The sequence below is a fragment of the Bacteroides sp. 1001302B_160321_D4 genome (genome assembly GCF_015667765.1).
Taxonomy (GTDB): domain Bacteria; phylum Bacteroidota; class Bacteroidia; order Bacteroidales; family Bacteroidaceae; genus Bacteroides; species Bacteroides xylanisolvens.
Genome location: NZ_JADPLO010000012.1, coordinates 40,891 through 64,542 on the forward strand (window position 1 = coordinate 40,891; position 23,652 = coordinate 64,542).

Annotated in this window: 19 protein-coding genes; 16 read left to right on the top strand and 3 right to left on the bottom strand. The window is 36.0% G+C overall.

Annotation, left to right across the window (positions count from 1 at the left end; genetic code table 11):
- Window positions 1-589: 589 nt before the first annotated feature.
- The 14 genes from KFO40_RS06930 (at window position 590) to KFO40_RS06995 (ending at window position 16,775) form a co-directional block, all read left to right on the top strand.
- On the top strand, window positions 590-1,612 hold the full coding sequence (locus KFO40_RS06930; RefSeq protein WP_004320912.1) for a DUF3871 family protein: 1,023 nt from the start codon (window positions 590-592) through the stop codon (window positions 1,610-1,612).
- 293 nt (window positions 1,613-1,905) lie between these two features.
- A complete protein-coding gene (locus tag KFO40_RS06935) occupies window positions 1,906-2,541 on the top strand; it encodes a recombinase family protein (protein ID WP_007754395.1) in 636 nt (211 codons plus the stop codon).
- 837 nt (window positions 2,542-3,378) lie between these two features.
- On the top strand, window positions 3,379-4,065 hold the full coding sequence (locus tag KFO40_RS06940; RefSeq protein ID WP_147340876.1) for a hypothetical protein: 687 nt from the start codon (window positions 3,379-3,381) through the stop codon (window positions 4,063-4,065).
- A gap of 2 nt (window positions 4,066-4,067) precedes the next feature.
- Window positions 4,068-5,711 (top strand): trypsin-like peptidase domain-containing protein, encoded by a 1,644-nt coding sequence (locus KFO40_RS06945; protein ID WP_015531312.1) that lies wholly within the window; start codon window positions 4,068-4,070, stop codon window positions 5,709-5,711.
- The gene (locus KFO40_RS06950) at window positions 5,696-6,355 is read left to right on the top strand and encodes a hypothetical protein (protein ID WP_015531313.1); all 660 of its coding nucleotides are present in this window, start codon (window positions 5,696-5,698) and stop codon (window positions 6,353-6,355) included. Before KFO40_RS06945 ends, KFO40_RS06950 begins: the two co-directional genes overlap by 16 nt.
- 97 nt (window positions 6,356-6,452) lie before the next feature.
- A complete protein-coding gene (locus KFO40_RS06955) occupies window positions 6,453-7,058 on the top strand; it encodes a hypothetical protein (RefSeq protein WP_015531314.1) in 606 nt (201 codons plus the stop codon).
- A gap of 7 nt (window positions 7,059-7,065) precedes the next feature.
- Window positions 7,066-8,361, top strand: coding sequence for a hypothetical protein (locus KFO40_RS06960; protein WP_015531315.1), 1,296 nt, complete (start codon window positions 7,066-7,068; stop codon window positions 8,359-8,361).
- 455 nt (window positions 8,362-8,816) lie between these two features.
- Window positions 8,817-9,515, top strand: coding sequence for a DUF4468 domain-containing protein (locus KFO40_RS06965; RefSeq protein ID WP_015531316.1), 699 nt, complete (start codon window positions 8,817-8,819; stop codon window positions 9,513-9,515).
- 544 nt (window positions 9,516-10,059) lie between these two features.
- A complete protein-coding gene (locus tag KFO40_RS06970; RefSeq protein WP_055230330.1) occupies window positions 10,060-11,490 on the top strand; it encodes a tyrosine-type recombinase/integrase in 1,431 nt (476 codons plus the stop codon).
- 163 nt (window positions 11,491-11,653) lie between these two features.
- Window positions 11,654-12,931: a hypothetical protein gene (locus tag KFO40_RS06975; protein ID WP_055230332.1), complete on the top strand. Its 1,278-nt coding sequence runs from the start codon at window positions 11,654-11,656 to the stop codon at window positions 12,929-12,931.
- Window positions 12,932-13,128: 197 nt separating this feature from the next.
- The gene (locus KFO40_RS06980; protein ID WP_055230335.1) at window positions 13,129-13,455 is read left to right on the top strand and encodes a DUF3853 family protein; all 327 of its coding nucleotides are present in this window, start codon (window positions 13,129-13,131) and stop codon (window positions 13,453-13,455) included.
- A gap of 712 nt (window positions 13,456-14,167) precedes the next feature.
- Complete coding sequence (locus KFO40_RS06985) at window positions 14,168-14,464, top strand: hypothetical protein (RefSeq protein WP_055230339.1); 297 nt, start codon at window positions 14,168-14,170, stop codon at window positions 14,462-14,464.
- 191 nt (window positions 14,465-14,655) lie between these two features.
- Window positions 14,656-15,087, top strand: coding sequence for a hypothetical protein (locus KFO40_RS06990; RefSeq protein WP_055230340.1), 432 nt, complete (start codon window positions 14,656-14,658; stop codon window positions 15,085-15,087).
- A complete protein-coding gene (locus tag KFO40_RS06995; RefSeq protein WP_055230343.1) occupies window positions 15,084-16,775 on the top strand; it encodes a DUF3987 domain-containing protein in 1,692 nt (563 codons plus the stop codon). The genes KFO40_RS06990 and KFO40_RS06995 overlap by 4 nt, the downstream gene beginning before the upstream one ends.
- A gap of 1,200 nt (window positions 16,776-17,975) precedes the next feature.
- Here the strand turns inward: KFO40_RS06995 and KFO40_RS07000 are convergent.
- The 3 genes from KFO40_RS07000 to KFO40_RS07010 form a co-directional block, all read right to left on the bottom strand.
- Window positions 17,976-19,889, bottom strand: a complete 1,914-nt coding sequence (locus KFO40_RS07000; protein ID WP_117977925.1) for a DEAD/DEAH box helicase family protein — start codon at window positions 19,887-19,889, stop codon at window positions 17,976-17,978.
- A 297-nt stretch (window positions 19,890-20,186) separates the two neighbouring features.
- Window positions 20,187-21,086, bottom strand: a complete 900-nt coding sequence (locus KFO40_RS07005) for a BT4734/BF3469 family protein (RefSeq protein ID WP_055229423.1) — start codon at window positions 21,084-21,086, stop codon at window positions 20,187-20,189.
- Between the two features lie 12 nt (window positions 21,087-21,098).
- Window positions 21,099-21,734 carry a tetratricopeptide repeat protein gene (locus KFO40_RS07010; protein ID WP_070102211.1) on the bottom strand — a complete coding sequence of 212 codons (636 nt, stop codon included), beginning with the start codon at window positions 21,732-21,734 and terminating at the stop codon, window positions 21,099-21,101.
- A gap of 490 nt (window positions 21,735-22,224) precedes the next feature.
- Between KFO40_RS07010 and KFO40_RS07015 the strand changes: the two genes are divergently transcribed.
- Complete coding sequence (locus KFO40_RS07015) at window positions 22,225-22,593, top strand: hypothetical protein (protein WP_117977906.1); 369 nt, start codon at window positions 22,225-22,227, stop codon at window positions 22,591-22,593.
- Entirely contained in the window at window positions 22,583-23,365 is a 783-nt protein-coding gene (locus KFO40_RS07020) for a hypothetical protein (protein ID WP_225680746.1), read from the top strand. Before KFO40_RS07015 ends, KFO40_RS07020 begins: the two co-directional genes overlap by 11 nt.
- The last annotated feature ends 287 nt before the right edge of the window (window positions 23,366-23,652 follow it).

The following is a 23,652-nucleotide window of genomic DNA, read 5'->3' on the forward strand; positions in this document are numbered from 1 at the left end:
AAGAAATTTTCATAACCACAAGCGGTAGGGCAGACGTCAAATTGCCCTACTTTTTATGGTTATGCTACAAAAATGAAAAAGGTCGTCTAATACTAGTATATAGGCGACTGCAATAAAATCTATCAGACATGGCTTTATCTATGAAAGACTGCGAAGAAATGAATTTACCACATTGATAGTAATTGGGAAATGGAGATAAAAAGCCCTCAATGCAATACGGTAATCCTTCCTTCATGGGATACACAAATTTACGAATAATTGGGGAAGCTAAAAAATGAATGATACTCATTTTTCAAACATTGGTTGTATGGTTATGCCACATTCTGTAATGGTCTAAAGTAGTTCCATTTGTGGAGAGTAGAAAGATATGCGTGCAATAAAGTATAGGTACTTATATATAATCCCCCCCCTACCTATAAAAATAGGAGCTTAAATATATATCAGCTTATTTCTCCTATGATTTACTGAATTGAAAGTTACATGAGCGCATGAACAGTACCCTCTAACACCCCCCGAGGGTAGTTGGAGAGAAACGAAATATCTATTCTCCACGTAATCAATTTATAAATCATTTAAAATTTTATTCGTTATGAGAAATCTACAAATTATTGGCAATGTGCCACAGGTAAGAAGGGAAAGTAACTTTGGTGAGTATGCAGAAGAAGCGGTAATAATCGAAGAGCCAGTAAAGCCCAAAAGGGTAAATCACTTTATAGAAGCAAACTCTGTGGAGGTTACTTTAGACCATTTAAAGAATGATAATGTGATACCAGTTTTCAGCAAGGATAATGAACTGACTATTTCGCATCCACAATTCATTGAAACGGTTTGGGAAGCGGCTAATTCATTTTATAGTGGTGAACAAATCGAGCAACCAGATATAAGGTGCAGTCATGTGGTAAAAGGGAGACGTCCAGAGTCCATTAACAAGCCAAAGAACCTGTTAACGGAAGCTGACACTACCCAGTATTACGAAAGATGTGCTTTTGCCATAGATATTCCATCTATTTATGAAAATGTATCTGGCAACAGGCTTAATCTTTCTATAGTTGGCGTTCGTGCCTTGAATAGAGAGAATCTGGCAACTAAGAAAAGTCCTGAATTATTCAGACTGGCGGTTTCATTCAAAAATACCGTATGCTGTAACATGTGCGTTTTCACAGACGGATATAAGGATGATATAAAGGTAATGAGCACAAAAGAACTGTTTAGGGCTACATTGGAACTACTTAATAATTTCAATACAGCCAAAAACATACATTTGTTGCAAACGCTTGGTAACTCATATCTCACAGAACATCAATTTTGCCAATTACTTGGAAGAATGAGATTTTATCAATCATTACCACAAGGCTATCAAAAAGATATTCCACGTATGTTATTTACTGATACACAGGTTAACAATGTGGCTAGGGCTTATATCAATGATGAGAACTTTGGCAGCTTGGGAAATGATATAAGTATGTGGAAATTGTATAATTTGTTAACTGGAAGCAATAAGTCAAGCTACATTGATAGTTTTTTGGATAGAGCGATAAATGCAACCGAAATAGCAACGGGAATAAATGCCGCTTTGCATGGAGACACTAAATATAAGTGGTTTATTGATTGATTAAACAGGGGAATATTCAGAAATGGGTATTCTCCTATTTTATTAACTACGTAAAACAAAGAATCATGTTTTATTATAAGATACTTGTTTGGCTCTTTTTTGTGGCATTGGCTATGATTAGTGCGTGTGTGCCGTTGATATGGCTTGTGATTTTTATAGGTTTATGGGATATTGAAGAAGCGAATAATCGTCATTAACTACTTATTGTGTTCAAAACTGGAATGTGTTCAAATAAATCTGCAAAGGTGGTTTGAACACATTCTTTCATGTTATCAATTTAATCAAAGAATAAAATGAAAACAGCCGTAATATACGCTCGTGTTTCGTCAAGTAATGACAGACAGGACACGAGCAGACAAATAGAGGATTTAAAGAAATATGCTATCTCACAGGATATAGAAATTGTGAATATATTCCAGGAGCATATTTCAGGTGCAAAGAAAATAGAGGAAAGACAGATTTTAGGGGAATGTTTAGAATACTGTAAACGTGAATCTGTGAATATCCTACTTTTGTCTGAATTGTCAAGACTAGGAAGAAGTACATTACAGGTTCTTCGCTCTTTGGATATATTGCATGAATCGAAAGTGTCGGTTTACATACAGAACTTGGGCTTATATACTTTGCAACCAAATGGGGAAGTTAATCCAATAGCTTCTATCATGGTGACAGTACTTGCAGAAATGGCAAATATCGAAAGAAGCAATATTCAATACCGTTTGAATAGTGGTAGGGCAAATTATATTGCCAAAGGTGGTAAACTTGGCAGAAAGACAGGTTCAACCAAAACGGATGATAAGAAAAAAGAGGAATATAAAGAAGTCATTGCTTTACTAAGAAAAGGCTATTCAATCAGAAATATAGCTAAGCTACAAAGTATTGGTATTTCCACCGTTCAACGGATAAAAAATCAGTTTATAAAGCCATAAGCATGAAATATCGGTGGGGTGGAAAAATTCAGAGATTTAGTTTTTATATGGGTGGTCTTGAATTTTTCCACTACCATGGATTTATAAAGAAGGGATAGCTCTCAACTTTTAATAAACAATAGTTCTTGCTATTACGAACGCTTTTCGTAACTTTGTGGCAATTTCAGATACCTAATGTGTTAGGTCTGAAAGGACATATTACGAAAGGTGTTATTGAAATTATCTTCCATTCTCAAATCTCGCAAATTTGATAACGGTACGAAGATGATAGCAATAGCACCACACCATTTGATATATACCTACCTTATATCTTTAAGGCTTTAGATATTGTCAATATTGGTGTGGGCTATTGTTTTATCCGTACCAAAGGCAATGCGAGAGCCAGAGAATGAGATAAGACAATACGTTCCACACCTTTTTTATTGTATAACAGTATCTAAAGGGAACAGGGTACATAAATGTGTTGAATAATATGGAAACAGATATATAATTATACCTACTGTAGCAAGGCTTATTAAGCAATGTTGCCAATTTTGAAAAACAATCATAATCCATTTCTATTAAAGAATACCAATTTTTATATTTATGAGAAAAATTCTACCAGTCATAACATTCATATTAGCAATATGGCAATGTACCTATTCATATTCTAAAGATATTGTATTTCCTAACGTAAAACATGCATCTCAAAATAATATTTTTATAAAGAAAATAACGATATTGAGTGCACATACACAAGTGGATTTCCTGTACAGGTCTAATGAGAGTAATTCACGTTATATCTATTTATCACTCCCTAAAGATGGAAACAACTCTATGTATTTAAAGGTAAAGAATATGAAGTATAAACTTTTATTTACTAATGGAATAGCCAATAAAGATGGACAAACGGTATGTCACCCAGGGCAAGAAATTGAATTTTCTGCAATTTTTGAGGCTATACCTGAAAACACAGAAGAATTGGATATAATTGAAGGAGACACAGGGTCTTGGCATTTCTTTGGAGTTCAATTAAAAAGCAATAATACTAATCAACAGGAATTGTGTCGACTTAGTATTATTAACGCTTACGAAAATGACAGAGACATTACTTCTATTATTAAGAGCAGAAGGGCGTATTTAACGTTATACTTAGATAACGGTGAGCTTTGTTTGGCTAATGTACATCCTTTACATAACAGCCAATCATGGGGGAAACTGATTGTTGAAGACTATGAGAGAGCAAGAACTAATGATGGGAGTATAGATAAAATTAGTTATGCAAAATGGTACTATCAAAATTCTTATGATAATAAAACAGGTGTTGCACTAGTTGCAATAGGTCAACGAGAATATACTAATATGGCTTTTGTACAAATCTCAACAGATAATAAAATTCTGCATTACACAACAGAGATTCAAGGGAACATGGATATTATACAACGAGATGAAAATGTGAAAACGCATACACCCAAATCAAAGAATTCAAATACACCAAATAAACGGAGAACATTACAAAAGAATCCTAATTTTAAAATTGAATAAATATGAATAAGAATATATTTTTGATACTTGGTGTTATATTAGCATTCTTTAGTTCATGCCAAAAAAATCTGAAGGATATTATACATGATACAGAGAGTGCAACATTTATAATCTATACTTACGATGAATACGGAGCTCCATTAGGTAGTGGCTCTGGCTTCTTTATTGATAGTGATGGTACAGGGATAACAAATTACCACGTGTTGGATGGTGCTGTAAAAGCAATGCTTAAAACTAGCGATGGGAAAGAGTACGAAATAGATAAGGTATTGGCTTCTGATAAAAAATGGGATATTATTAAGTTTTCGATAATAGCTCTATCTAATCAAAAATTTCCTTATTTAGAATTTGCTACTAAAGGCACAGAACAAGGAGATAGAGTTTATAATATAAGTAGTCCTTTAGGATTAGAGAAAAGTGTTTCTGATGGAATTGTGGCGTCATTAAGGAATGATAAACAACATGGTGATATTATACAGGTAACTGCACCTATTTCTCCAGGAAGCAGTGGTAGTGCATTATTGAATGAAAAAGGGGAAGTGTTTGCTGTTGCGACATTTAATCGTACAGGAGGGCAAAATCTTAATTTTGGGGTATCTATAAATAAAGAAAGACTTACTGCATTGACGAGTAATGATTTTAATCGCTTTAATCCCAAATTTAACAATAAAGAAAATTTTATTATCTTGAATATACCTAATGAAAGGAATAGTGAAGTGGTTTTGAATGCTATAGAATTTAAAGATGATGTAACAATCGCATATCTTTCATATACGAATCTGAATCTATCTATGGGGGAAATGTATATATGGTGCGAGATAGATAAAGGCGATGACGGTTTTCTTATTCACGACTTAGATAACGATAGTAAATATTATGTTACTTCATCAACGATAGGAGTAGATAAAATGAATGGGACAAAAGTATCTTTGGCTTCTAATTATAAGTTCAAAGTGTTTTTTCCACCAATCAAATCGACTTTGCATAAAATTAGTATTACTTATGGAAATACCTCAAGAGGATGGCAATTTAGAAATATTGATTTAGATAAATACAAATCAAATTTTACTGTTGATATGGATAGTTATCAAAAAGAATATGCTTATTCTACTATGCATGAAGGAAACTTTAATGAAGCTATTGATATATTTACAAGTATATTAAATGAGAAAGCCGAAGATATTCAATCTCTAAATGCCTTAGGTATAATATCTTATGTTGTTGATAACAATAGAGATGCAGAATCTTATTTCAGTCAAGCAATAGAATATCATCCTAATAATCCAATAGGATATATAAACCGTTGTCACCTATATAGGTCTCAAAAAAGGAATGAAGAAGCTTTGCAAGATATAACAAAAGCGATAAATTTGAATAATGCACAGCCAGATAATTATACTCAACGGGCATTTATTTATATGGATATGAATATGTGGGATAAAGCTGAATCTGATTGGACTAAAGCATTGGATACAGATGATTTTAAACGAGATGCAATGGCGTATTATAATAGGGCTATCTGTCGTATCTACTTGAATGAGAAAAAGGTAGCTTGTGAAGACATTCAGATTGCATATAATCTAACTAATGATACAGAATTAGAACAAGAATTGAATGACTTGTGGAATAAATGTGGTTGTTATTGATTAGGAAATATTTATGCATAGTTATACTACTATTATGTATTGGTAATAAGAATACTGATACACTGATTACTGATAGCCTATCTATATATGATAATCATCCTACTTTGGATATATCAGAAGCTAAGCATTTACAATGGGTAGATTCTGTATTAGGAGTAAAAGGTGTGAAACTGATTGATTACAGAAATAGGATATACCAATATAATGATACAAGGTTTTATTGGAATAGGACTTTTGGTTATTTCTTGGTATATCCCTCTAGCTTTACGCATGGAGAAGAATCAGATTTAAGTAATGGCAATCATTTCGTAAATGAAGATAGTACAATCTGTTTGAATGTGTATGCTACATACTTCGATGTTTTTAAAGATGATTATTCGCTTCATGAATGGTTTGATATAATGATTGATACAGAAATAGAACAAGGCAATAGAATTGTCAAGAAAGATATTACAGACCATAGTTATACTATTGAAGGCAATACTAAGGGTGATAGATATTTTTACAGTAAAGCTATTTGTAAGAAGGCTTATGAGCGTGAGATTATTGTAACAGTGAAGTTGGAGTATACGAGGTCTGTTAAAAAGCAAGCAGAAGAAATAGTTGACAACAATATTCACTTATATAATCTACCAAGAGAATAATAAAATTGCAGTTTATTTCTTTAGTTGAAATTGATGTTAGGAATGATATGAGAAATAACCAATAATACATTTGTCAAATATTATTTTAAGTACAAATATGGAAGGTTGGATAGTGTTAGGATTAATATTGATAGTTATCGCATATCTCTTTGGTAGAATAGGGTTCGCTGTTGAGGAAGACAAAGAACGGTCAGAATATGCAAAAACAAATGAAACTATAGATAAGGCGATTAATGCAGAAGATAACAAGACACGGAATTTAGTTATCAATACATTAAAAGAGATTGGTTGTCAACCAGAAGTTGATGATAAGGATAGAATCTGTTTTAAATACCAAGGTGAGGAGTTTTTTATAGATGCAGATAATGACTATCTGTTTGTCACTCTTTGGGATACTTGGTGGCTATGTGTCGATTTGGATAATGCCAATGTTGAGCATTTGAAGGAAGCAATAAATCTGAATAACATAAGAAATATTGTTTCCACTGTTTATTCCATAGATGAAGATAATAAGCAAATGGGAGTACATTGCAAGGCAGTAATTCTATTTGTTCCTTCCATAATAAATATAGGAGATTATTTGAAAATTGTACTGGATGATTGCTTCAAAGCTCATGACTTACTAAAAGAACAGTTTATACGTCTTAATTTTAAACAAGAAAAACATGAAAGCCCACGGGTAGTCGTTAAAGGATTTAATTAATAATATCATGAAGAAGTTTTTTAGTTCCATATTTAATGCTCATCCTCAAGTAAAGAACATCTCTAAAGATAAAGAGGATGATTTGATTGATAGATTGGAAAATGAAACGTATCTATCAAATGAATTTAGATTTCAACACCAAAATGAAAAGTATCAATTACGAGCCACTCCTAATGAGAAAGTAACTTTAGGAGTACTACTTAATAGAACTTTTGACATAAGGCAAGAAGAGGTTTCTGATTTATATATTGTCACAGACAACATTCATGAGAAAAAAGGGATACTTGTTGTAGACAGCAATGAAATCTGGAGTTTTGATTTATGCAATGCAGTCCTTATCAAACAGGACAATGGAGATATGGGCTATAGATTTAGTGAAAATGTCATTTTGTCTATTTCCTATAGGAAGGGATATGTCAAACAAGAAGATGATGATAAGTCCATTAGCAGAGTGAACGACAATATCATTGTACACCTAAGAGGATGTGGAGGTGGAAAGGAAACATGGTTTATCCGTGCATCTATCATGTTACCAACATTCAGCCATGAAGGAGATAAGACATATGCCAGAAATGCGAATCAACCTCAAACACTGAGTGTTTTGTTTGCCTATGACCATACAAGCCCACAGCAAAGGATAGAGGAATATAAGGCTATTCATGACAAAGCAATTGAAAAATTCAACAATAGAGAAGAATTGGATTTTTATGAATATTGTATTATGTCTCAAATGACGCTTGCCATTGGAAAGGATTTTTATTGGGGTAATGAAGTTTTGAAAGAAAATAGATATTGGGATGCAATTGTGTATTTGGAAAATGTATATCATGCTTTGAGAGAAAGTTGGCTAAGGGGTAGCATTACAGATGATGATAAAAGAATGTTTTATCAAACCTGTTATCTCATTGGATATTGCTATGCAGAAATGGGTTTATATGAGAAAGCCCTTTTCTTTCTGGAAATAGTTCGTCCCTTAAATAACATTAGATACAACATAGAATACATAAATTGTTTGGCAAATAGTAGAGATATAAGAGCAATTAATACAATCCATAATGAACTTAATCAATTGGCGCAGTTAAAAGAAAGTGAGATTACGGATGGCATTATATTTTATCACAATTTCCTACGTAGGAGAAGAGCATATACTTTTGTTGATATGGGACGGTTGGATGATGCAGAGGAAGCATTTAAGGAAATGCTGAATGAAGATGCAAATAAGGAATATGCCAAAGGTGAACTGGAGTATATTCAAGAATTGAAAAAACTAAAAGGCATAAATAATATTGCATCAGAAGAATAATATGAAGGTAGAATTATTAAATAAGAAATAATGGGAATTATATTACTTAAAATGCCTCAATGGCTAATTAGTGTGTTTAATTGGTTTACACTATCTTCTATGAAAAAGATAATTATTACCCAAATGCTCATAGCTATTATAATTACTATGTTTGATAAGGCATGCGAGATAATACTAAAAGGACCTTGTGTTTGGGATATACAAGATGTTGTGGCATTCATTATATTAGATACCGTATTAATAATTAAACAAATGAATTATTTGTAAATATTGAGTAAAACAGCATTTGAAGAAATTCATTTGCTGTTTTTTTTATTGTTCTATCAATAATTACAACACATCTTTTACAACAAGGCTTGTTAGAAAATATATATAATAAAATCTGATTAATTAATTTGTTTTTTGTACATTTGAACACAAAAATACATCATACTAATAGTAAGCTTCAAGTCAACATGAAAAAGATTATTTTTATAATGTTATTAGGATTAGTCTGTAATACAATTAATGCCCAAATTGTAACTAAACAAGAATTAGAAGAATATACTAATATAGGGGATATGTCTTGGTCAGCTAAGGCTAAGGAGCTATCTAATGAATATAAGCTGAATGAATTGGGTGAACTATCATTATCGGTTATAAAAGAGTATAAAGGTCAGTCCAAATCTCAATTATATCGCAAAATTATAGATTGGGTCATATCTATGTCTTCTGATGCAAAGTCAGCTATACAGGTTTCAAATGAGGAAGAAGGAACAATCATGGCACGTTGTTATCTGCCTAATATTGCAAAACGGACTATGGGAGATAACTCATATAGAGTAAGTATTCGACCACTTATTAAATTTGATTTTAAAGAAGAACGTATTCGAATGACATATACTTTACAGAACTATGAGGTATTGAAGATAAATGACGATAGTGGATATGTCATAATGTTTGGTGGTGGTTTTGGTGTAACAGGTAATGGCGTTACTAAAGATACCCAAATATGGGCACTTTCTGATTGCTTTCCATTTACAGAAAACAGACAACATCCTAAAGTGACCTCATCACGAGCTTTTGTTTATTCACTATCATGTTATAAAATCCTTGTAGACAAAATTGATACAGTTCTAAAGAAGCCATTGCAAACAAGTAATGATGATTGGTAATTATCCTATAAATGTAACTTTGACATTTTGAATTAATATCTCTTTGGTATGGTGGTAACTAACATGGTTATCACTATTTGAAGAAATTCATTTGCTGTTTTTTATAGAATAGCAATGTCGTGCAATTGTATTATTAATCTTTTCAATTAAAATTTGAAAGTAAAATAGTATCTTTGTAGAGATAAAATTTGTTGAACCATGTTACATTGAATTTGACGCTGGCGCAAACCATAGCGCAAACCGGAGCTAAAAAAGAAAAAGGCACCCAGAAGTGGAAGCCTCCCAAATGCCTTATTCTTATCAAGTAGCGGGACCCGGGATTGAACCGGGGACCTCATGATTATGAATCATTTAGAATGATTTTTTGCGATTTTTATTGGATGATATATTTGCTTATTTATCAGTGATTTAATACTTTTGTGACATTGTCTGATAATGACTGATTCTTAGAAAATAAAGCTTTTTGTGTTCCCGCTGTGTTCCCATTGTGTTCCCAAATAGCTTATTAAAGTGTTTTGTTTTATGTTTTTAAATATGATGATTTATGGATAAAAAGTATATAAGTTGTTTGGTTAATGACAAAGTTGGTGTTTGCGCAATAAGTCTTGTTCTAGACAAAAGGCATGTGAGGAATGGAGGTAAATATCCTATAGCATTACGTTTTACTATAGATCGAAAAAGATTGTATTATCCGTTGGGAGATAAATATACAGAAAAAGAATTTGATGCTATTTGTAGAGCAAAAAATACAGGTCGAAGATCCAATATTAAGAGTGAGAAGGAAACAAACTTTGAGTGTAAGATGCTTTTAGAACAAACATTTAAATCTTATGTTGATATAGTACAGGATTTGGATAAAACTTCTAAACTTAGTTTGAATATGATCATGACTCGGTTAACTGGAAAAAATGAAGAGGATTCATTTTTGTTAGTATGGGAAGATATTATTAATAATAGGTCTGTGGGAACTGCAGATAGTTATACTACGGCAAAAAAATCATTTATTAAGTATGTGGGAGTAATATCTGGTTTTAATGTATCCAAGAGTACAATTGAGAAATGGATTAAAGGAATGGAGAATGATGGATTTACTAAAACGACTATTGGAATATATTTAAGGGCATGTCGGGTTGTGTGGAATGAGTGTACACAAAGGGGATTTTTAAGTAAAAAAGAATATCCGTTTGGTAAAGATAAAAGTTTGATCACGATTCCTGTAGGTAGTACACGAAAAAAGGAATACCTGAATGTAGAGCAAATGACGGAATTGTATCAAGTGTTTATCAACAAAAAATATCCAGAATCATGGCGAAAGAGTTATATAGAAAAGGTTCATTTTTCTTTAGGATTGTTTTTGGTACAATATTTATGTAATGGTTTTAACTTAGCAGATGCTGCACGGCTTCGATACAATGATTATTATTATATTAGTGGTAAACAGTCTTTTCAGTTTATGCGTTATAAAACTAAGGATAGAAGTGAAAATAATAGTGAGGTGGTAATTCCGATTATTGAACCTTTGAGAATAATTTTGTCGGAAATTGCTGCACCGGAGGAAAGAGGGGGATTGGTATTTCCTTCTATATTGAAGGGGGAAACAAATGAAGTACAGGTAAGGAAACTGATAGCATTAGAAAATAGTAATATTCAAGATCGGATGAAAAAGTTGACTATGGCTTTAAATTGGGAGATTTTCCCTAGCAGTACTTGGTGCAGGCATTCTTTTGCAACAAATTTAACTCATGCAGGAGTTCCTATTAATTATATAAGTGATAGTATGGGGCATTCTCGTGATGAAAATATTACTGCGCGCTATATAGATATTTTTCCACATGAACAGCAAGTGCTATATAATAATAAATTGTTAAATTTAGCCTATGAGGAAATGACTTCGATTACTAAAATATTAAATTCACTTACTCCTGATGAATTGAAAGCTATAATAACTGTGGTAAAGAGTAAAACAAAGGATTGATAGGTATAATAAATATTACCAAGGGGTTGGTGCGATGAATCTGACATAATTGAAAGAAGTTTATGAGTATATCAGGAGTATAGTTTAATATTTTTTTTATATTTGAGGCAGTATTCGGGAGAACTGGGTGCTGCTTTTTTATTTATTCACTAAAAACGCTGAAATGTTAGAGCAGATAATTGAAAAGTTTGAGTTTATGAATAGTCTCATTGATATTCTAAATCCTTTAGAGTTATATGAATTCTTAAATCACCAAAAAATGTTAGAGGTCGTTGATTCAGATATTCGTATTAGCGAAAATGATTTAAGGAGTGATCCTACTTTGAATATTAGTGATGAAAAGTTATTTGTAAGATTGAAACAGTTATCAAAAAATGATATAGAATCGATATGTTCATATCTTTCTCTATCAAATGTTCGTAGAAATAAGATGATAAATGCATTAAGAGACGACGATTATGCTTCATTCTGTCAGATAGATAAAAGGGGAGATTTATTTCTTTATATAAAAGCAGGAATATTTTATTTTGATTGTTTTAAAGAAATACTATCCAATAATAGTAGAACCCTTACAATTATAATTAATGCTTTCAAAAATGTAGATTGTCGTAAATCAATTTTTGAGCAATTATATCCAGTGGTTAGTTCATTAGTAGAAGAGGCTTCTTGTGTTAATATTCCTTTAGTTGATCATTCCACGGATACAAAAATCCGAAATATGGGCAATCAATTAAAATTATTACCTAAGTTGCTAAAAGACTCTTCTTCTGATAAAGAAAATGAAGAATATATAATGTCTCTATTGGAGGAATATTTACATGGATTGTCTGAGATATTTGATATGATTCAGTCTTTCCCTGCACAATATGTAACGCGTTTTTTCAATAAAATGTCGAATTCTGCTTATGCATTTAAGTTGCAAGAAATTTATAATGGATATAAGCAAAAAAATCCCAAAGCAATAGATATTATAATTTGTCCAGACAATTATAAAGCACCTCGTATTTTTAATCTACCTGAGAGTTTTGACACATTAAGACAGATCGGCGTAGAGAAAGAAAAATATGATTTCCGATTGGATTTGAATAGAAAATCAATAGAATACTTATATAAAGAACTTATTGACAGGTATGTCTTTGATATTCCCATAGAGCAGTTTGCTTATATTTTAACGGGGAAACGAGAAAAGGTCAAAGGAGTTGATCATCCATCGATAAAATGGCTTGGCACTATGCAGGATTTAAGTTGTTTTATTGGATTGTTATGTAAAAAGAGGAAAGGGAAGGATACTTATGGAATATGGAGTATAACCCAAAAAGTTTTTGTAATTGATGGTATAACGATAGATAATAAATCAATTTCTACCGAGTTTTCCAAAATAAAGAAGGATCGCAAACCTTATATTTATTTTAAAAAATTGATAGAAAAAGCTGTAGACTAATCAATTGCAATTGATTTTGATAAAGGAAGGATGTATCGTAAGTGCGATATGTCCTTTTTTGTTTTTATCCGGTTGAAATTGGGTTGTAGTGTGAAGAAATAATTTAAATATTAATAGCTACTCTCTATCTTCACAACCGAATTCTGAGCGCTCTGAATTCAGAATAGATGTTCAACAATTAAAAATTAGAAGAAAATATGAAAGATACCTTATTAAAAGAAAAACCTCTTTTTCAGTCTACTTTGGGTGATTTGGTGGAGGTCTTGAAAGAAGAGTTAGGCTTTGCAAGCGAGAGTGGTAACGATGAAAAGGACAACATCTTCCCATCTGGTGGTAAACATTATGTCCGGGGCATGAAAGAACTGGCAAAAGCTCTTCATTGCTCTATTTCGACTGCTCAACGCATAAAGAGTAGCGGTGTCATTGATGCAGCCATTTCCCAAAACGGTAAGGTCGTTGTAATTGATGTTGAGCGGGCTTTGGACATATTGAGAGTTTCTAATAAAAAATGGGGACGCAAGTAGTCTCAGGTAATTAATCGGAATAGACAGTTTCGCTGAGAAATATGCCGGCTGTTTTCAACGGTGGAGCTGTCTGTTCATAAATCAAGAAGGAATCTATGAAAAGTCTATTGACCTTCAATGAAGTTCATATGTAGTTTAATAGGTATAAATTTATGGATGTAAAAGATAGCCTACTGTCAGGTGTGTCTTTGTATAACAGCTTGACTTCAAAAGGATTATTCCTTTGTTTTATTGCTTATATTTGCTCTCGAAAATTTAGAAAGTAACCACTAAAATCTTAGTAGATGGACAGAAATTGGAATCTGTAAATGGCGCAGTACTTCAAAATGATAAGAACGCTTTAGTAGAGTTTCCAAAAGCTGATAAGGAGGCTGAAAAAAAAATATTATAATTAACCCGGAGTGATTGCTGGTAGTATATGAAAGCACTCCATAAGATTAAATTATATGTTAAACAATATAGACATCAAGAAACTCTATGATACTGGAGGCAAATGCAAAGGTTTATCCGCGCTCCCTAGTATCCTAAAATTGGGTGGTGCATGCTTAATTCTAAGTGTTGCAAACTTTGGTCTTTGTTGCCTTTATCATAGGTACAAGAAGCAAATTGAATTAGATGAGGAGGTTCGTGCGAACAATGCGGCACTTCAAAGCAGATTGAAACTTAATAATGTTCATATAAATAGTCTAATAAATAAAAGTAAATTACAAAAATGAAATTAATACCTAATTCAAACAACATTGCTCGAATCACTGGGATACTGGGAGTTAAGAAGACAACCGAATACTTTTTTATAGGGACAGGTTTCGCATTGGTTGCTTTAGGTTCTGTTTGTTATCTTATAACGGCGATTAAATCCCACGGTAGGATAAAGGAGCAGAATGATGTATTCGCAAACAAGCAGAGGGAGATTGAAATTGCTTCTTTATGTAAAATGCAGGAGAACGAACAACTTCACATTCATCGTATGCAGGAAGAGCATAAGCGGATGTCAACAGGTACAAACTGACAGAATATGAAGAGCGATAACTGTATAAAACGGAATAGGGGAAGTCCAGCGGTAATAACAGATTTAAGATACTCGTGGGGAATCTTTCAAAAAACGACCGGAGGTTCCCACTTATCGAAGAAGGTCCGGGTTGTGATCGTAACAGACAACCGAATTGATAAGATTAGAAATACTTTTAGAAGGAATCAATTATGAAATATAAAACAACAACAATCGTATCAGTATTTGGACTTGGCATAACAGCCGCAGGTTTTATTAGTGTATGGGTCTGTGACCGATTTGTCAAGAGACGTAAGCAGACAAAAAAGATGTCTATCGTATTTAACGATGTGGTGAATGATACCGAAACAGTTATGCCGTTGCAAACGCCTATTTCTCAAAAACGTACGAGAGCCAGGATTACGTCCGGTATGATCAGGAAATGGAATATGATGGCGAAAAAGGGAATGTCCCATAAACAGATTGCCGCCGGGTATGGTGTGTCATTGGTTAGTGTAGACAGGCATTTGGCCAGGTCAGGTAGAAAGAAGACCGCCAAAACCGATAAGGCCTATTCTACAGTCCCGATGATTAACAGTGAAGTTAAAAATAACAGATTATTAATTAATAAACATGAGTTATGAGTAATAAAGTAAAGGCAATGTCCCACTCTATAATCGATGTAGGAGGTAAAATTGGACTAGGGGGAGTTAGTGGACGCTACAAAGGTACTGCTTCAACTCTTTGGAAAATTGGTGGTTGCCTTATTGGTATAGGTGTAATTGGAATATACGTTTTACCCGAAATAAAGAGAAAGCTTGGACAGGTTAAGATTGACGAAAAGAAAAAGAAAAACGAACTTGAAAATGACAAGGCAAGGGAAGTGAGCAGACTTAAAATGGAAGAAAAAGATCATCAGTGTGATCTGGATATCAAAAAAGCGAAAGAGATCAGTCAGGTAAAGACTGATGAGATATCTAGAGTTATTACGATTCGTCAGGATTTTGGTCTCATGGGAAAAAAAACGGTTGGCGAACAAACGATAGATAAAGAACCTGCTCTTGGTGAGTGGTTACAATGGTTCGATACTCAGTTCCCCATGCCGGGTTACTCCGCTATTCCTCACATCAGCACTATTCTGAACGGTTGTCCTGGTGGCTTCAGGCCTGCCATGCTTCTACATCTGCTTGGGACTTATGGTGCACTTTGTTTCTCGAATGTGCGTGCGCAATATATGGACGGACGGTCTCATTCTCCCAGTTTGCAGGTTGTGATTGTAGGAGCGCAGGGTTCGGGAAAGAGTATCTTTAAAAATGTGTATGAACAGGATCTCTTTCATCGAGTGGTTATGGAGGACCGAGAGAAGGCCAGGAGTAACAAGCCTGACCAGATTATCCAAACGATAGGCAGCGAGATCTCAAAAGCGAGATTATTGGAGCTTATAGCTGGTAATCATGATGTATACTTCTATTCGATGGAGACAGAGATCGATACCGTGCGTCAATCTTTCACCAAAGGTGGCGGACTTTCTAGTGACTTGTTACGTAAAGCATTCTCCAACGAGAGTATTTCTTTGGACAACAAGCATACCCCTAATGAATGTCGCGGTACATTTCTCGTGTATTTCAATTACACCTTTACCGGGACTCCCAAGGCTGTCAGACGTTTCTTTAAAGAGGAGGAGTATGAAGATGGAACCGCCTCGCGTGTTTGTTTTTGTGCAATTCCCGAACTGGGTCATTCAATTCCGGAGTTTGACTTACCGGAGGGTGAAGAACTGGAGAAAATGCGTGACCAGATTGACAAGTGGCGTGAACAGTATTGCTTCAGAAGAACAAAAGAGGGTATTGATATTCCTGCCAACGAACACCGGACAGATCTCTCTTATGTATTCGGTACTCTGAAGCACTGGATCGAGAAACAGAAGGAGATGGGTGACGAGACAAGAAAAGAAGTTTCCCTTCGCATGGCCACTGTCGCCTTCCATGGTGCCATAGTGCTGCATATGCTCGCCGGTGAACCCGGGAAAGACGTCCCGAAGACACGTAGGGCGATTTGTAAGTTGACCGAATATCTTGCCAACCACTGCATGGAGCGTTTTCTCTGCCAGTATTACAAGGGAGTGTATCCGAAGATGGATATACCAACCGAACCACGGTTGGGACGGAGATTAACAGACGAGGAAATTGAATGCTGGTATCCTTTGTGGAAAACTCTCGATGAAAATGGCAATCAGCTGGGTTATGGAAGGATAGCCAAACTGATTGGAGTGAGTAAGAATGATGTGAGAAATGCTTTTAGAAAGCATGAAAAAGAAATCGGATTGAGTTAATACAGATAAGGAGGACGCTACACACCGGTGTTCTCCTTTTTTTTAGGGGTGTAAATGCCGTTTCATAGGGGTGTAAATGCTGAATGTATGAGTATTTGATTAATTCTGCATATTATAACGAATTGTGTTGAAATCCAGCTATTTATACATAAAAAAAAACTTTCTATCCTTAGAGGGTGTAAAACGTTGCACCCTGAATATGATAATGGATGTGATGACAATAGCTCATACGCTCTTAATCTAGTAGTCAAAATAGAGTTTGTCTTTCGTCGAGTAAAGTCTTCTTAATCTGATTTCCACACTAGTGTAGTTCAATAATAAACTTATATATCTTTACTTGTTTCGAAACAGCACTAAAGGTTCTTGCTCAAGTGTATATTAAGGTACACTAACCGATTTTTAGTACATTGTCAATGACACAGCCTCGATTTCATAAGTACCAGATCTCATTAGTCCTACTGTGTTTTCTTGAAAACACCTAAGATAACTATCGAAACTAATTTCCCCCCTGATACTCACTGAGATCTCATCTTCATCAACTCCCTTTTGTATTATGAGCAACTGGACTCTGCAATATTTCTCTGCATTCAAACTACCCTTTAACCAGTCTACAGGATGCAATTTTTTTTACTCTAAAACATATCCTATTTAAGTAATATTGCTGATTTTATGAAAAAAAAATGCACTAAAATATTGTCTTCGTTAGTTGTAGGCAAACGCCGTGTGAGTGATTATTATAATAATGGTTGTAGTATATTTACTATATATCTTGCCTTCGGTTAACCTGTAAGTTATCATTCTTAAAGATTGAATCATTGTAATTCATGGGTAATATTCTCCTAAGTACCTTCCTGATGCGGGATATACTTGCAATCGGGAAGCGTCTATGGTAGATAAGTCTGTCCATTACTTCCCTTTAGCAAAACTGAATCCTTTATCATTATATACGAAATTATCTGTGTAATATATGATATTAGATGTTCGTGCATGGAAATAATTATTCCCATTTTTATGATAGCAGGCTGTATACCTGTGAGAGTCATTTTTTTCTTCGGAATAATTACTTTCCGATGAATAACTGTTGATACGCGATTACTATCTCTGCTGACTGTCTCACCTTAAGCTTTGATAATCTTATACCTGTCAAGAAGAAAAAAAGAGGACAGTATCGCCCTGTTATGAACTGAACGCACTGCTTCTTTAGATTTCCCGGATTTCTATAAAATACCCCCTCTTGCCTTTCTCATTCGTCCTCTGCCTCTCTATGACGGGGAGATATTGTGCCAGCTCTTTAGCCTTGGCTGTTTTCCCGGTCAGCCCGATGCTGTCATATATCTTCTGGAGCATTCCCTTTACCTCCTGCCTGGAGTATGAAACACCCGCCTTGAATGTCCGCCTGCAGGCATCCCTTATCGTCTCTTGCGCGCATACCGTATTGTAAGCCCTTTCCATATCGGTTTCCTGAAAACCAAGCTTTGATAACTCCTCATAGCCCAGGGTATCATACCAGTGATGAAATTCCATCTTAATGAACGGGTTTTGCAGGACCAGGCTGTCATACTGGGGGTATTGTTTTCTAAAACGGGCATACCCGGCCAGTCTGTCTTTTTGAGGCGCATTGTAGTACCAACTCTCAAACTGTTTCAGTTCCTCCGGTTTCTGGCACATCCTGACCGCATCCTGAATACTTGTTAAGAGCCGGCAGGAATTATTGTAATAGTAGTTTCTCTGGTGCCACCTGTTCCACCGGGCTACCATAACCAGATAATTGAAACCGATTGTGGTGTGCCCGTTCTCCCGGATAAGATCAATATAATCATCCACAAACCTCCTGTCCGTTGCTTTGTCCCGGTAAAGCTCGATAAACATTTCTCTGGCATTGTCCGGCGCATTGTTATATGTATCGAGGATCATTTGTGACTTTCTCTCCATCTCGCTCTGTTTCCGTTCAAACTCCTCCTTGGTTACCCTCTCCGGCATCGTCTTGTAATATATGGTTGCATCGTAACGGAACGGGTTCATGTCAAGCCTCTGCCTTCCCAGTATCTGGGGTATGTCCAGCATGATATCGAGTGTCTGCCATTCCTTGCCCGCATTGATAAAGATATAGGTGCTGGCATTGGTCGAGTAGAAGTCCACACCTTCGAATGAGGCTTTTGTACAGAATGTAAAAGTCTTGTTTACCGGATTATTCCTGTCGGCACATAATCCGCCTGCCACGAAACCTTTCGGCAGTTCTGAAGCCTTGCTCTCCGAACACAGTATGGTCACTTCATCCGGTTTCAGGTTGTTCTGCCCGATGATGTTCCTGATGGACCTTACTTCATTGAGGAATATACAGGCTTCACGGGAATATACGACATTTCCCTGCAGGACCTTCCTTTCAAAATATCCGTTCTCCCTGTATCGTTGTATTAAGCGGGCGCATAGTTTCTCCGCACTTTCACCACTCTTCATCCTTACCTCCTTTAGTGTAGGCTCCTCAATGACCTCCGGGTCCCATTCCAGCTTATAATAGGGAATACCTGCGAATTGTGGTATATTATCCAGGAATATGTCGGGAATGGGTGTTGCGGAGAGGTAACAGATTCGCCGTGCTTCCCTGTCAAGGTATACCAGGAAATTCATGTCCGTACTTCCTTTGAACGTCGCATCTCCCATAAGGCACTGAAACTCATCGACCACAAACAGGAATGTATCTGTCATTCCCCTCGACTTGAGTACGGAAAGTACCTTGTCCGATGAATCCAGTGTGACTAGTATTCTGGGTGGCCTTGATAACTGCCCGAAAGGCAAATTTCCCTGGTGACAGTCCAGGTATACGCCTAAATCCTGCATTTTCTCTCTTATTGCTTCCGCCCTGTCGTTGCACAGGGGGATATGGAAGAGAAAAGTGTCGGGATGCTGTTTATGCTTTTCCTTGAGCACCTGAATCCGTGGCGAAATAATCACTACCGGCAGACTGGAATTGATGAACATTGATGTCCCTCCGCAACCTGTTATCGTCTTATTGAGAATAAATTTTCTGTCTATGGGTAGAATCCCCTTCAGGAGCCTGTCGTAGTCACTCATATACCTGCATTTCTCAGGCATATCAATTTGTATCATATTCATATTTATACTTTGTTTATAAAAGGTTTGCAATATTTTCCTACCCTCCATTTAATCGTTGAAGGGTAAACGGAACGCAACATTTTTTTTTACTCTAAAACATACTATTTATAAGTAATAATACCGATTTTAGGGAAAAAAGTTGCACTAAAATAGTGTTATTCGTTAGCTGTAGGCAAACGCCGTGTGAGTGATTATAATATAGTTATCATATCATTTATAATAGTTATCATATATCCTGCCTTCGGTTAACCTGTAAATTATCCTTCTGCAGCATTTCCTTCGAATCCCCTTCAGTCCTTAATATACATTGAACTCCAATGTCCCGAAGTTATTCTTCTCAGCCCTGTATGCGTTTCTCACATGCCCTAGTATTTCCTCTTCGCTCATCGTAGGACTTTTCCATCCTTCAGTGAAATACCCGATAGCCAGGCTCTCATCCACTCCCCATTTGCACATCAGACAGGCCAGCTTAAAGATGCTCTCCGCCCTGTTCCCCTCTTTCCAGTATTCCGGGTTATTCTTCTTCCAGAGAGAGTTTATAATATTGATAATGCTTTTGTCCGACACCTTTCTTTCTGCATGGGGTTGTATCACTTTGCCCTGCGCCCTTACGGTGGGGATATAATGAAACGTTACCGGATTAGGATTCATCCATATGTCAGGATCATAGCTGAGATAGTTTCTCCTTGCCATATCCTTGCAGGCGCTATCCTTACCGGCCACGTTGAATTTGTCCAATAGTTGTGTGTATAAGTCCCTGTGCCTGTCCGGGTCGGTATTATCATGCAGTATCAGTGCTTTCAACCCCCTTCCGCCTGGAGTTACGAATACACATAAGACACATGGAGTTCTTATCAGCCAGTTTCGCAGATCTGTCATTTCATCCTGTGTCCCTATATGGTCAAAGTCCATTGCCGTCACATTTGAATACGATATCAGATGCGTACTGTCAATTTCTGAAAATGTACCGTTATAGGCTACGGCAGGCAGTAGTCTGGCTTTCCAGTACTGCATTTCATTCTCCGGTTGTTTCCTTATATGTTCTATGGCCTGTGCCAGGGTATATTTACCGTACTGACTGTCACACAGCACCATGTTACCATCACGGATCATGCCTGTAACCCGTGAGAGTGTCGGATAGCTCAGATTGTACCTTGTATGGTTGATTCTATGTGCTAATGTGATATAACTATCCATGATTGTCCGGCATTATTTCTTTTTTATCCATCTGAGGTTCCGGGTGGAGTTATTGGACATGTCCCCGTCAATATGTTCCACTTCCGTATAAAGCTCCGGGTTCATGTTCGGCAGGAACGTTCTTGCAACCAGGAAGTCCGGATAAACCTTCTTATTATTTATGATGATATTTTCCCTGTTCTTTACTTTACGTGAATACAGGCCTTCATACAAATTACAGAGGATCTCCACGCTTTCATATATTTCCAATGCATACGCTTTCTCAAACCATTTGATGGCTATCTTATAATCTACAGGAGCTCCATACATACCTCCAAGATGTATCTTCCCTATTGTGAAAGCAGCCGGCCCCTCACCAGAGACAGCGTGCCGTAGTAACTCCATTCCTTTTTCACTATCCTGAGGGCAACCTTTCCCTTCCAGATATATACACGCCAGATTAATCTTTGCTACAGGTACCTTGTCTGCAATGCTTTCCAGCAGATTAATAGTCTTGTCAACATCCGGGGTTACTACCAGACCTTCCAGGTAGTACATGGCGACATTGTTGATCCCATCCGCCAGTCCCTGCATTGCGGCTTTGTTATACCAGAAGAAAGCATTGTCAAAGTTTCCTTCGTTTTCATAATCCTGTGCTAGCAGGTACATGGTTTCCGCATCACCTGCCGCTGCTTTTTTAATAATTCTTTTTTTTCGTTCTTCATTTTTATTCAGTTTTAGTATGCCTTCCTTATTTAGCGTACATGTATAAGGATTTCAGGGTTTTCCCAAGACGGTATTTTTTTTTAATAAACATGTCAAGGTTATCTGTGGGGTTGACGGTTGTATATGTATATAGTGAGTAAAAGAGGGCATAACTGTATTGAACCCGATGAGGAATTATTGCTAATTCGTATTCTCAGGTCGGATAACTTTTGAGGCATTTTGAAGCTTTGACGGCTTCCTTCGTCACCTCCCAGATCTGCATATCCAATCATATGAAAAATGTTTTGAACTGTACATGTCCATTCATTATATGAGGTCTGGAGCTCTTTATAAACAGGTTTAGTGTCATAAATTTATAAAAACGCTGTTGTCATCACCCCTCATCCTGATAAATGATGAAAGATAATAATAAATCATGTTTGAAATAATTATAATGTTAAAGCAAGCAGAAAAGTGGTTTCCTGATTTGGGAACTATGGTTTCCGGGCATCTCCTGATTTATGTTATTTCAGCTAAAGGGAACCATGAGCGGATTATTCCCGGAGTCATTCTGTTTTCAACCGGACTCTGCATTGAATGGTTGTTGAAAACAGGTCTGTGCAGCCCACCTATGACTTATTTACGAAAAGTATGGAAATCCGGACAGGTTATTGAAACAGATACCGATGGACGCTATACAGGAGGGAATGCGCAATATGTAATATTTGTAGAAACAACTGAAAACCAATCCGGAAGATATCTTTTAAATTGTCTGAATACTAATATGAATAGTTATATAAAATCAAAAGAAAATGATGAATAAAAACGATAAAAAACTGCCGTTCGAAAAAGAGATCAACGGCAGAAAAATGAGATATTGTGGAATATATAATATCTGGGTAAACCGTGAAGGTACATATGTTTATAGGGAATATAAAGACCCAGCCTGGAACCATGCCTTGCAAATCCATACCCGTCTGGATGGAAGCAAATACCTGGACACGAAAAGCCATGGAGAAATACCTCTTGATGAAGCTGTGGCCATCTGTTTCAGTCCTATGCCCCGGGATGGCAGGAAATATATACCGGTTCATAAGGATAATGATCCGGGCAATTGTCATGCCTTGAATCTTGCATGGAAACAGGTCCTGAAGTATTCTCCGACCGACAAGGAAAGAAAGCTGGATAACGGACTGGTGGTACGGTCGGATGGTACCATACTTGATAAAAGGAAAAAACTGTTTGTAGTCACGGTAATTGGTGACAGCGATACGGACCGACTGGTTTCTGTGGATCCTTATGTATGCTATTATCGTAAGAACCGTTATGGCTCTATTGACGAGAGACGTGCGCGTGTTGATGCTCTTATGGCGGAAGCCGAATTTGTAGCCGGTGATAACTCCCTGATGAGCAGGCCGCGGGTACTGCATAAGGATCAGGATTACCTGAATTACAACTCCTCCAATCTTGAATGGGCAGAAGAGGACAGTCCGGAGTATCAGGCTTATATGTGGCAGAAAAAGGAAGATCTGGACCGGTTGACCATTCAGGAGAATCCGAATCATCCCAATCCTTTAATGAAACCTCTACATTAATGCCAGTTATAAAAAACATGTCTTATGGATGAGAAGGCAACTATTTCCCGGAGAGCCGTGGGGAAACATATTATTGTCAGACTACCAATAGTATCAGTAGGAGTTATTATAAATAAAAATAATTATACATATAAATACCAACGGAAATAGTTTATTTGAAAGACACTTATTGCCAGTTTCGGAGTAAGAGAGAGTATCCTTGTCGAAATAGCATTTTGATATCGGAGAGGATCCTATAATGGATTACTCGGTATCTTTTCTATATGGTATATAAAGTTGTAATAGTC